Origin of the sequence: Pseudomonas graminis, from assembly GCF_004364335.1 — a bacterium.
Classification (GTDB): domain Bacteria; phylum Pseudomonadota; class Gammaproteobacteria; order Pseudomonadales; family Pseudomonadaceae; genus Aquipseudomonas; species Aquipseudomonas graminis_D.
Genome location: NZ_SOCR01000007.1, coordinates 99881 through 111896, shown reverse-complemented (window position 1 = coordinate 111896; position 12016 = coordinate 99881). Strand labels below are relative to the sequence as shown.

General features: G+C 60.8%; 8 protein-coding genes and 2 pseudogenes. 7 read left to right on the top strand and 3 right to left on the bottom strand.

Annotation, left to right across the window (positions count from 1 at the left end; translation table 11 throughout):
- The first annotated feature begins 45 nt into the window (after window positions 1–45).
- Window positions 46–810, top strand: a complete 765-nt coding sequence (locus EC919_RS14585; RefSeq protein ID WP_208294981.1) for a 2-keto-4-pentenoate hydratase — start codon at window positions 46–48, stop codon at window positions 808–810.
- Window positions 811–2326: 1516 nt separating this feature from the next.
- Here EC919_RS14585 and EC919_RS14580 read toward each other — a convergent pair.
- The gene (locus EC919_RS14580) at window positions 2327–3235 is read right to left on the bottom strand and encodes a LysR family transcriptional regulator (protein ID WP_133775027.1); all 909 of its coding nucleotides are present in this window, start codon (window positions 3233–3235) and stop codon (window positions 2327–2329) included.
- Between the two features lie 108 nt (window positions 3236–3343).
- Here EC919_RS14580 and gcl point away from each other — a divergent pair, with 108 nt between their 5' ends.
- From gcl to EC919_RS14565, 3 genes are all read left to right on the top strand, one after another.
- The gene (gene gcl / locus EC919_RS14575) at window positions 3344–5119 is read left to right on the top strand and encodes a glyoxylate carboligase (protein ID WP_133775025.1); all 1776 of its coding nucleotides are present in this window, start codon (window positions 3344–3346) and stop codon (window positions 5117–5119) included.
- Between the two features lie 65 nt (window positions 5120–5184).
- Window positions 5185–5967 (top strand): hydroxypyruvate isomerase, encoded by a 783-nt coding sequence (gene hyi, locus EC919_RS14570; RefSeq protein ID WP_133775023.1) that lies wholly within the window; start codon window positions 5185–5187, stop codon window positions 5965–5967.
- A 223-nt stretch (window positions 5968–6190) separates the two neighbouring features.
- A complete protein-coding gene (locus EC919_RS14565; RefSeq protein ID WP_133775021.1) occupies window positions 6191–7093 on the top strand; it encodes a 2-hydroxy-3-oxopropionate reductase in 903 nt (300 codons plus the stop codon).
- 243 nt (window positions 7094–7336) lie between these two features.
- Here EC919_RS14565 and EC919_RS14560 read toward each other — a convergent pair whose 3' ends face one another.
- Complete coding sequence (locus tag EC919_RS14560; RefSeq protein WP_133775019.1) at window positions 7337–8659, bottom strand: OprD family porin; 1323 nt, start codon at window positions 8657–8659, stop codon at window positions 7337–7339.
- Between the two features lie 629 nt (window positions 8660–9288).
- Between EC919_RS14560 and EC919_RS27855 the strand changes: the two are divergent.
- Window positions 9289–9798 (top strand): annotated as a pseudogene (locus EC919_RS27855) (MCP four helix bundle domain-containing protein); the annotation flags it as partial.
- 72 nt (window positions 9799–9870) lie between these two features.
- Window positions 9871–10926 carry a methyl-accepting chemotaxis protein gene (locus EC919_RS27850; protein ID WP_432213823.1) on the top strand — a complete coding sequence of 352 codons (1056 nt, stop codon included), beginning with the start codon at window positions 9871–9873 and terminating at the stop codon, window positions 10924–10926.
- Window positions 10927–11310: 384 nt separating this feature from the next.
- Here EC919_RS27850 and EC919_RS14550 read toward each other — a convergent pair.
- A pseudogene (locus EC919_RS14550) lies at window positions 11311–11499 on the bottom strand (RidA family protein); the annotation flags it as partial.
- Window positions 11500–11629: 130 nt separating this feature from the next.
- Here EC919_RS14550 and copC point away from each other — a divergent pair.
- Window positions 11630–12016: a copper homeostasis periplasmic binding protein CopC gene (gene copC / locus EC919_RS14545; protein ID WP_133775015.1), complete on the top strand. Its 387-nt coding sequence runs from the start codon at window positions 11630–11632 to the stop codon at window positions 12014–12016.

The window sequence follows — 12016 nt, the reverse complement described above, 5'->3', positions numbered from 1 at the left end:
ACGGAACCGGGGCGCTTTCCATCAATTGCCTGAAGGAAGACCCGCGTGAATCCATCGTCTCACCCAGCGAACATTGCCGAATTGATCGTCGAGGCCATGCATCATGGTCAGAAAATCACCGACATCCGCCCTGAATACGTGCCCGCCGATGCGGCCAGTGCCTATGCACTGCAACGGGAGATTCTGCGCCTGCGCGACACGTCCGTGGGCGGCTGGAAGGTCGGCGCCAAGTCACCGACCGGGCCGATCAACGGCGCGCTGCTGCCCGACGACGGTATTTTCGCCAGTGGCAGCCAGGTGGAGTGCGTCGATTACCCGTCGCCGATTCTGGAACTGGAGATCGCCTTCCGTCTGGGCCGCGAATTCACCCCTCGCGATGAGGCGTATTCGGATGAAGAAGTGCTGGGCAGCATCAAGACGATGGGCGCGACCATTGAAGTGGTGTCGAGCCGGTTTGCCGAGTGGCCGAAGATCGAGCCACTGCTGGCCCTGGGCGACCTGCTCAACCATGGGGCGCTGATCATCGGGGAATTTATCGATTACGACGCCGGTTTTCCGTTTGACGAGCCTGCCCTGAGCTTCACCTACGGTGACGAGGATATCGTGCCGGGGGATGGGGCGAACCCGGCGGGCGACCCTCGACGTCTACTGCCATGGCTGGTCAATCACCACACCCAGAACGGGTTGAGCATGACGCCGGAAATGGTGGTTACCACCGGCTCCTATACCGGGATGTACAAGACCCGCGCGCCGGGTCTGGCGGTAGGCGAGATTCGCGGGCTGCCGGTGGTGACGGTCGAGTTGATTTAACCGCCTCCGGCTCGGGGATCTGCACGGCAGCGCGCACTTGCCCCACACACAGTCCGTAGGAGCCGGCTTGCTGGCGAACCCGATCACTCCGACACTGCGAGGGTGACTGACCCAACGCATTCGCCAGCAAGCCGGCTCCTACGAAGTTACATCTGCGGCAAGTGCAATTTTTGCGTCTGACGCCAGGCCTTGTAGGAGGTGCCGGGGTGGCGTTCCACCTTGTTCCGCGATCGGCTGCGCAGCAGGGGTAAAGACTGGCGACGTTGTTCGTGCCGGCCTGCCGCACTCACCGAGTTTACTGCCGCTGCGCGCCAGATCGCGGGCAAGCGCGCTCCTACGCCCTTCGGGCAGAGGCAGACCGCGATCATTGATAGACGACGCAAATCAACTGTAGGAGCGCGCTTGCCCGCGAATTCGTAGGATCAGTCGCCACGTCCATTCCTGAATGACCGGGTTCGCCAGCAAGCCGGCTCCTATGGAGTTGCATCTGCGGCAAGTGCCATTTTTGGGTCTGACGCCAGGCCTTGTAGGAGGTGCCGGGGTGGCGTTCCACCTTGTTCCGCGATCGGCTGCGCAGCAGGGGTAAAGACTGGCGACGTTGTTCGTGCCGGCCTGCCGCACTCACCGAGTTTACTGCCGCTGCGCGCCAGATCGCGGGCAAGCGCGCTCCTACGCCCTTCGGGCAGAGGCAGACCGCGATCATTGATAGACGACGCAAATCAACTGTAGGAGCGCGCTTGCCCGCGAATTCGTAGGATCAGTCGCCACGTCCATTCCTGAATGACCGGGTTCGCCAGCAAGCCGGCTCCTAAGTTGAGTTGCATCTGCGGCAAGTGCAATTTTTGCGTCTGACGCCAGGCCTTGTAGGAGGTATCGGGGTGGCGTTCCACCATGTTCCGCGATCGGCTGCGCAGCAGGGGTAAAGACTGGCGACGTTGTTCGTGCCGGCCTGCCGCACTCACCGGGTTTACTGCCGCTGCGCGCCAGATCGCGGGCAAGCGCGCTCTTACGCCCTTCGGGCAGAGGCAGACCGCGATCATTGATGGATGACGCAAATCAACTGTAGGAGCGCGCTTGCCCGCGAATTCGGAGGATCAGTCGCCACTGCCATTCCTGAATGACCAGGTTCGCCAGCAAGCCGGCTCCTATGGAGTTGCATCTGCGGCAAGTGCCATTTTTGGGTCTGACGCCAGGCCTTGTAGGAGGTGCCGGGGTGGCGCTCCACCTTGTTCCGCGATCGGCTGCGCAGCAGGCGTAAAAACTGGCGACGTTGTTCGTGCCGGCCTGCCGCACTCACCGAGTTTACTGCCGCTGCGCGCCAGATCGCGGGCAAGCGCGCTCCTACGCCCTTCGGGCAGAGGCAGACCGCAATCATTGATGGACACCGCAAATCAACTGTAGGAGCGCGCTTGCCCGCGAATTCGGAGGATCAGTCGCCACTCCCATTCCTGAATGACCGGGTTCGCCAGCAAGCCGGCTCCTACAGGGTGATGGCACGCGCCGCGGGGATCACGGCTCACCCCTGCCGCCAATACCCCGGGCGGTTGTAGACCTCCTTCAGAAACGCGATGAAGAACCGCACTTTCGCCGGCAGATAGTGCTGTTGCGGGTACACGCCCTGGATGTCGTAGCTGGGCAAGGCAAATTCGTCCAGCACGGTGACCAGCGCCCCGCTTTCCACTTCGTTCTGAATCTCCCACGTCGAGCGCCAGCTCAGGCCCAGTCCGCGCTTGGCCCAGTCATACAACAGCTCGCCATCGTTGCAATACAGATTGCCTGCGACCTTGATCGCCACCGGCTTGCCCTCGCGCTGAAACGTCCAGCCGCGGTGCTGGCCGCCCTGGAGGTTGAACGACAGGCAATTGTGCTGCGCCAGATCTTCAAGCGCCTGGGGAAATCCATGCTCGGCGAAATACGCCGGGGCGCCACAGACCACGCGTTTGTTGGCGTACAGCTTGATCGCGACGTAGTTCGGGTCCAGCACCTCGCCGATGCGGATGCTCATGTCATAACCCTCACGCACTAGATCCACCACGTTGTCCGTCAGGTTGAAGGACAGCTGCAAATCCGGGAACCGCGCCTGGAATTCCGGCGCATGGGGAGCGACGTGCTGACGGCCAAATCCTGCCGGCGCCGACACCACCAGGTGCCCGCGCACGCTGCTTTCGTTCTCGCTGATGCTGGCGTCCAGTTCCTCGAACGACTGCAGCACCAGCTTGGCGTTCTCCAGGTACGACTCGCCGGCATCGGTCAGGGTCAGGCCCCGCGTGGAGCGATGAATCAGCTTGACGCCCAGACGATCCTCCAGCGCGCTCAGTCGCCTGCCCATGATCACCGGCGTCACCCCTTCCACCAGCGCCGCCGCGGCAAAACTGCCACGGGTGGCCACCAGGACGTAACTGCGCAATTCCGTATAGCGATCCATTCGATACTCCAGATACCGATAGAACGGATAAAAACAGGCATTCACAAAACATCTGATTCAAATCAGGCTGTTTACGTACAAAAACTATCGAGTTCAGGAGACTAACAAATGACCGTCATGAGAGCCATCGAAGCCGCCGTTCTGGTGATGCGTCGCGAAGGTGTCGACACCGCCTTCGGTATTCCGGGCGCCGCGATCAACCCGCTGTACGCCGCCTTCAAGAAACTCGGCGGCATTGATCACGTGCTGGCGCGCCACGTCGAAGGCGCCTCGCACATGGCCGAGGGGTATACCCGCGCCATCGCCGGCAACATTGGCGTGTGCATCGGCACCTCGGGCCCGGCCGGCACCGACATGATCACCGGTCTGTATTCAGCCTCCGCCGACTCGATTCCGATTCTGTGCATCACCGGCCAGGCACCGCGGGCACGGATGCACAAGGAAGACTTCCAGGCCGTGGACATCGCCAGCATCGCCGCGCCGGTCGCCAAGTGGGCGACCACAGTCATGGAACCCGGCCAGGTGCCGTACGTGTTCCAGAAAGCTTTTCAGTTGATGCGCAGCGGCCGGCCCGGCCCCGTATTGATCGACCTGCCCTTCGACGTGCAGATGGCCGAGATCGAGTTCGACATCGACGCCTACGAACCGCTGCCGGTGGTCAAACCCCAGGCCAGCCGCAAGCAGGTCGAAAAAGCCCTGGCAATGCTCAACGCGTCGGAGCGTCCGCTAATCGTTGCCGGTGGCGGCATCATCAACGCCGATGCATCGGACGCGCTGGTGGAGTTCGCCGAGCTGACCGGCATTCCGGTGATCCCGACGTTGATGGGCTGGGGCACGATCCCCGACGATCACCCGCAGATGGCCGGCATGGTCGGGCTGCAGACCTCCCACCGCTACGGCAACGCAACGATGCTGGAGGCCGATCTGGTCCTTGGCATCGGCAACCGCTGGGCCAACCGCCACACCGGCACCGTGTCGGTGTACAGCGAAGGCCGCACGTTCATCCACGTCGACATCGAGCCCACGCAGATCGGCCGCGTGCTGACGCCCGATCTGGGCATCGTATCCGACGCCGGTGCAGCGCTGGCGATGTTCATCGAAGTGGCGCGGGAGTGGCACACCGCCGGCAAGCTAAAGAACCGCAGCCAATGGCTTGCGAGTTGCCAGGAACGCAAGCGCACGCTGCAGCGCAAGACCCATTACGAGAACATCCCGGTCAAGCCGCAGCGGGTGTACGAGGAGATGAATCAGTACTTCGGCAAGGACACCTGCTACATCAGCACCATCGGCCTGTCGCAGATTGCCGGCGCGCAATTCCTCCACGTCTACAAGCCGCGTCACTGGATCAATTGCGGACAGGCCGGGCCGCTGGGCTGGACCATTCCGGCGGCGCTGGGCGTGGTCAAGGCCGATCCGAGCCGTCATGTTGTCGCGCTATCCGGGGATTACGATTTCCAGTTCATGATCGAAGAGCTGGCCGTCGGTGCGCAGTTCAAGCTGCCGTACATCCACGTGGTGGTGAACAACTCGTACCTGGGGCTTATCCGTCAGGCCCAGCGCAACTTCGACATCGATTACTGCGTGCAGCTGGCGTTCGACAACATCAACGCGCCTGAGCTGGAAGGCTATGGCGTCGATCACGTCGCGGTGGCTGAAGGCCTCGGCTGCAACGCGATCCGCGTGCTGGATCCGGCGCACCTGCAGGCCGCCTTCGCCGAAGCCACGAGCCTGATGCAGCAGCACCGCGTGCCGGTGGTGGTGGAGATCATCCTCGAGCGCGTCACCAATATTGCGATGGGCACCGAGATCAACGCGATCAACGAATTCGAGTCATTGGCCGAGAGCCGCGCCGACGCTCCCACCGCCGTCAGCCCGCTGGATTGATCGCGCCGGGTTATTGCCAGGAAGCATTCCGAAAAAGAGCTCAGAACACGAACAAGGAGTACGTCATGCCACGTTTATGCGCCAACCTGTCGATGCTGTTCACCGAAGTGGAGTTTCTGCAACGCTTCGAAGCCGCCGCCGACGCCGGTTTCAGCGGCGTCGAGTACCTGTTTCCCTATGACTTCAGCGCTGCACAGATCAAGGCCGAACTGGACTGCAACCGGCTGACTCAAGTGCTGTTCAACCTGCCGGCAGGTGACTGGGCCAAGGGCGAACGCGGCATCGCCTGTCACCCCGATCGGATCGAGGAGTTCTATGCCGGCGTCGACCTGGCCATTGCTTACGCCAAGGTCCTTGACAACACCCAGATCAACTGCCTGGCGGGGATCAAGCCCCAGGGGTTCGACGACGGGCTGATCGAGAAGACCTTCGTCGACAACCTCAAATATGCCGCAGACCGCCTGCAAGCCCAAGGCATCGATCTGGTCATGGAAATGATCAACACCCTGGACATTCCGGGGTTCTACCTGAACACCACCGCCCAGGCCCTGGCGATTCGCGAAAAGGTCGGCAGCCCCAACCTGTCGCTGCAATACGACATCTACCACATGCAAATCATGGAAGGCGACCTGGCCCGCACCCTCGAAAACCACCTGCCGGCGATACGTCACGTGCAACTGGCGGACAACCCTGGCCGGCATGAACCCGGCACCGGCGAGATCAACTACGGCTTTCTGTTCAAGCACCTGGACCGGTTGGGTTATCGCGGCTGGATCGGCTGTGAATACAAGCCGCTGACCACCACCGAAGCGGGGCTAGGGTGGTTGAAAAAGCACAACCTGATCTGACACGCGATACCTGATCCAAAACTCAACCTGGCGTTGCCCGGAATGCAGTCCTGTAGGAGCGTGGCTTGTCCCGCGATCGGCCGGGAACCGGTCGTGAATCAACCCGCGATGTACGTCTGGCACACCGCGCTAACAGATTTTACTGCTGCTACGCAGCAGATCGCGGGACAAGCCACGCTCCTACAGGGAGACCACACAAGACATCACTAAGAGGTCACCTCTCATGGCTAACATCGGATTCATCGGCACCGGCATCATGGGCCTGCCCATGGCAGAAAACCTGCAGAAAGCAGGTCATCAATTGATTCTCTCCCGGCATTTCGTTGCCCCGCCCGCCTCACTGATGGACGGCGGGGCGACGGTGCTGGCCAACCCTCGGGAAGTGGCGCAGGAAGCTGAATTCATCATCGTCATGCTGCCGGACACCCCGCAAGTCAACGACGTACTGTTCGGCGAAAACGGTCTGAGCGAGGGCGTCGATGTCCGCAACGTGGTCATCGACATGAGCTCGATTTCCCCCTCGGCGACGAAAGCCTTCGCCGAGAAAATCAACGCCACCGGCGCGCAGTACCTCGACGCACCGGTGTCGGGGGGCGAAGTCGGCGCCAGGGCGGCCACGCTGAGCATCATGGTCGGCGGCGAGCAGGCGACCTTCGTACGCGCCCTGCCCCTGTTCCAGACCATGGGCAAGAACATCACCCTGGTCGGTGGCAACGGTGACGGCCAGACCGCCAAGGTGGCCAACCAGATCATTGTCGCGCTGAACATCCAGGCGGTGGCTGAGGCCCTGCTGTTTGCGTCGAAAAACGGCGCTGACCCGGCCAAGGTGCGCGAAGCGCTGATGGGTGGCTTTGCCTCGTCGAAGATTCTGGAAGTGCATGGCGAGCGAATGATCAAAGGGACGTTCAACCCGGGCTTCCGGATCGCGCTGCATCAGAAAGATCTGAACCTGGCCCTCGAAGGCGCGAGGGAGTTGGGGCTAAACCTGCCCAATACCGCCAATGCCCAGCAAGTGTTCAGCACCTGTGCGGCACTGGGTGGGAGCGGCTGGGACCACTCGGGGCTGATCAAAGGCCTGGAGCACATGGCGAATTTTTCGATTCGCGGGGATCACCGGCCTGAGTGACTGGCATTGAGAGGTATGTTGTACGAACCGGCCCCTTCCCGGCTAAAGCCGGTCCTACGAAAGCAATGTGTGCAGTCAGCAGGGACGCAGCGGCATGCACTTTGTGGGACCGGCTTTAGCCGGGAAGAGGCCCGCGCTGCTGACACTTCTCTCGGCGAATGACAAAACCAAAAAAGCCAGGCCTCCTCTCGGAGGGCCTGGCTTTCTTCTACAGCAGAGCTTCTAAATCACCCAGCCACCCGATCAGAAAATATTGATCGGATAATCCGCAATCAAACGAAACTCCTTCACGTCGCCATCAGGCTGATCGCCGTTGGCGGTGTGCCAGGCCTGACGCATGCGCAGGGACAAGTCCTTGGCCGGACCGGACTGCACGACATACTTCGCTTCGAGGTTGGTTTCGTGGTGATCGCCATCATCGCCATAACCGGTGTAGGTGCTGTTCGACGGAATGTGCGACCCATCGATGTCATCACCGTGGATATAACGAACCATGAAACTCAGCCCCGGCGCGCCGTAACTCGCCATGTTCAGGTCGTACCGCGCCTGCCAGGACTTTTCGCCCGGGCCGTTGAAGTCGGAGTACTGAACCGAGTTGGCCAACAGTATCGAATCCCCGGTGTCGCCCGCGCCGTTATTACCGAAGGCCACATAGTCGAACGGCGTGTCGCCGTGCACTTTCTGATACGCCAGCGTCAACGTATGGGCGGTCATAAATGAATAAGCAGCCGCCAGCGACCAGGTCGTGTTGCTGATATCGCCCGCCTTCGCGGCGCCGCTGTCATTGGTGCGGTAAATATTGAAGTCGAAGTTCAGCGACTGTTGATCAGAGATCGGCAACGTGTAATTGGCATTGCCGTAGTACTGATGCCAGACGTCCTTGAGATCCGAGCCATACAGGCTGACCGAAAGATTATCGGAGAGCGCGTATTTACCGCCAGCGTAATCAATGCTGCTGGCTTCGACGTTGGCATACGCCGCCCAGATACCGTGATCATTGTTGGTCGTGACCGGGCCGTTGCTGCCGGTGAAGTGGCCGCCGTCGAGTTCCAGATTGGCGATGTCGCTGCTCAGCACGTTGAAGCCAGTGGCGGTTTGCGGAAACAGTCGCGAGCCGCCCGCAGCAAACACCGGCGCCTGGGGTTGCAGATTGCCGTAGCGCAATTCGGTCTTCGAAATGCGCATCTTCAGCGCGCCGCCGGCCGTGCCGTATTCATCCTGGGGATTGCCATGGCTGTCCACGGGCAGATTGCCGGTGCCGGTGGTCCCGCCGCCGCCATCAAGCTTCAGGCCCCAGTACCCATAGGCATCAACGCCAAAACCCACGGTGCCCTGGGTGAACCCGGAACTGAAATTACCCAGCACGCCCTGGGTCCAGTCCTTGCTGTCGTCCTTGCCGTGTATGTTTTCCCGGTTGAAATAATAATTCTTCAGGTGAACGGTCAGACTGCTGTCGTCGACGAAGCCCTTGGCCTCCGATTGATCACTGACAACCGCTGCCGTTGCCAATTGACTGACGCCCAGCGAAACCGCCAGCGTCATCAGATTCCATTTCACGAAAGTCATTGCTATCCCCTGTCTCGATTAAGCCCCAGCGCGTGCGCCCCCCTTGATGCGGGGCAGAGTTTAAAGTTCACACGACGTTTCAGCGCTGGAGCGGGCGTTGCGGCAGATGGAAAGAAACACACATGCCAGTGACTGGACGGCTGTTCCAGCCAAAGGAGCACATTGATTATTGTGGTGACCGCTCTGGTCAGGGTATACCACGCACTTGAGGGCCGAAAATCTTGTAGCACTCTCCGACCGACGGGATTCCCAACGAGCTTTGATAGTCACTATCAACCTTCGTAATAGTTGAAAACTTTCGGCCGGTGTTACCGTCGTCGGCGATGAAGAACACGAATCAATTGCCGGATGACTCCGCAGCATCAGGCAGTCGAATCATGCTCCGCTTCATCATTCCTTTGGTAAGACTTTTAGCCACCTCACGCCAGTGCGGTGGCTTTTTTTTATGCGCGCTTTTCTACAGGGCATTTGCGATCACGCAATGACGGAAAAATTCCTTTCAAAAGGACCAACGGACTCTATCGCCTTGATAGCGAAAATACCTCAGCAGCCCTCTGGAAACTCCGATATAAAGCGCACCAAGTAATAGCGTTCTAATATCACGGACGCCTTCATTTCTGGTGCACTCCATGTTTAAAAATCCTTCAATTGCCAAGCGCCTGGGATTGGGCTTCGGGCTGGTCCTCGCGCTGATGATTCTCGTCACCCTGGTGGGCGTTAACCGGGTCCACCTGATGGAATCCGCCCTGACCGACGTCAGCGAGGACGCCACCATTAAACAGCGTTACGCGATCAACTTCCGCGGCAGCGTGCACGACCGCGCCATTGCCCTGCGCGATGCCGTGCTGGTGCGCAACGACACAGGCCTCGCCACCCACTTGCGTGATATCGAGCGCCTTGACGGCCTTTATCAAGCCTCAGCCGCGCCCATGGACCGCATCTACCAGACCAAGGGCGCGTCGCCCCGTGAGCAAGAGCTGCTGGCCAACATCAAGACCGCCGAACGCACTGCACTGAGCGCCACCGAAAAACTGCTCAAACTGCGTCAGCAAGGCGAGATCGACCAGGCCCAGACGCTGCTGATGGAGCAAGTGTCCGGCGCCTACAAAGACTGGCTCGCCCGCATCAACGCACTGATCGATCTCGAGGAAGCGTCCATTAGTGGGCACATCACTTCGGTACGGGCCACGGCCTCGCAATTCGCGTCGCTGATGTTGCTGGCCACCGGCGTCGCCGTGGTGCTGGGCATCATTGCCTCGTTGCTGATCATTCGCAGCCTGAAGTCGACCCTCGGCGCTGAACCCCACCAGGTGGCGGCCTCGATCCGTCGTCTAGCGGCCGGTGAGCTGACCGACAAGATTGAAACGTCCTACCCCGACAGCGTGATGGGGGCGCTCAAGGCGACCAACCTGCACCTGTCGGCTACCATCACCGAAGTGCGCTCGGCTGCAGCGGCGTTGACCCACTCCTCTGCACAGTTGCTGTCCAGTTCGGACAACAACAGCGAGCAGATGCGCCTGCAGGCCAGCGAAACCCAGCAAATGGCTACGGCGATCAACCAGATGGCCACCACCGTAAAAGAGGTCGCGGGTTACGCGGACCAGGCTGCCTACGCCACCCAGACGGCTGACCATGAAGTCGAAAACGGCAAGCGCGTGGTCGAAGGGACTGCGCAGGCAATGGATCAACTGGCGCGCAAGCTGGAAAGCGCTGCCAATTCGGTGGGTCAGGTATCCAGCGACAGCCGCGCCATCGAGAATGTGGTAGCGGTGATCAACTCCATCGCCGAACGCACCAACCTGCTGGCGCTCAACGCCGCCATCGAGGCCGCCCGCGCCGGTGAGGCAGGCCGCGGCTTCGCCGTGGTCGCCGACGAGGTTCGCTCCCTGGCCAACCGCACTCAGGAGTCGACCCAAGAAATCCGCGACATGGTCGGTCAATTGCAAACCGGGGCGGTGAAGACCGCCGACCTGATGCGAGAGAGCCGCGAAATGGCCCAGCGCACCGTCGAGCAGACCCACGAAGCGCAAACCGCGCTGGTGAAGATCCGCCACGAAGTCGGCGCGCTCAACGACATGAACGCACAGATCGCCAGCGCCGCCGCGCAGCAGCGGGCGGTGGCCGATGACGTCAGCGTCAACATCAACCGCATCCACGATTCGGCACTGGAAACCGCCGTCGGCTCCAACCAGGTGGCACGCTCCAGCCGCGAGCTGTCGACCCTGGCCGACGTGCTCACCGACCGCGTGAGCTTCTTCAAGGTCTGACTGCCCGGGGCTGCGTCGCACACGCGGCGCAGCCTTTCATCGCATCATCACTGCATCACCCGCCCCTTGCCTGTCCCTCTGACAGCGTCTCGATCCTGACGGCGCACATCGACCGCGTGCACCCATTGGGATTGGCAAACCTCGACTGTGGGACCGGTTTTAGCCGGGAAGGCGTGGCAGTCACGCTGCAGAATTGATGGTGTTCACACTGGCCTCTTCCCGGCTGAAGCCGGTCCCACTACGAGACCGCGTACACCCTGTGGGATTGGCAAACCTCGACTGTGGGACCGGCTTTAGCCGGGAAGGCGTCGGCAGTCACACTGCAGAATTGATGGTGTACATACTGGCCTATTCCGGGCTGAAGACGGTCCCACTAAAAACCAGTCAGTCTCTGGGCCTAAGCGCCGCCACCGCTTCGATCTCGATCAGCATGCCGTCCAGCGCCAGGCGTGGGACGGGGATGAGTGTGCATACCGGCTTCATAGGGCCGGCCCATGCGAGATCCGCCTGCTGCACCCATAGACGCAACCGCTCTTCCGAGTGATCAACCATCAGCAGCGTTAGTTTGAAGATATGGTGCCGGGCTAATCGCTGGAGTCCCTCTGCACTTTCTGGTCTAGTAGCGATCCGATCCTCCCGAGTCGACCGTGGTCGATTCCGTCATCCATTCGCTGCAACTGCCGCCCAAGCAAAGGTCCCGCCGATGTCTGTCCAACGTTTCAAACACGCCCTCTCCTGTCTGTCCCTGCTGGCCTGTCTGACCTCTACTGCTGCCTTCGCCCACGCCCATCTGGACAGTCAGCAACCCGCTGCCGACAGCGAAGTGAGCGCGCCCAAAGAGCTGCGCCTGATCTTCTCCGAAGGTGTCGAAGCCACATTCACCAAAGTGGTGATCAGCCTGGACGCGCCCGATACACCCACTGAAATCATCCAGACGCGCAACGTCGAAACCGATCCCAACGATCAGAAAGTCCTGATCGTGACCCCGGCCGTGCCGATGGTCCCGGGCAAATACAAGGTGGAATGGCACGCCGTGTCGGTGGACACCCACAAGAGTGAAGGCACCTACCGCTTTCAGGTGACGCCATAA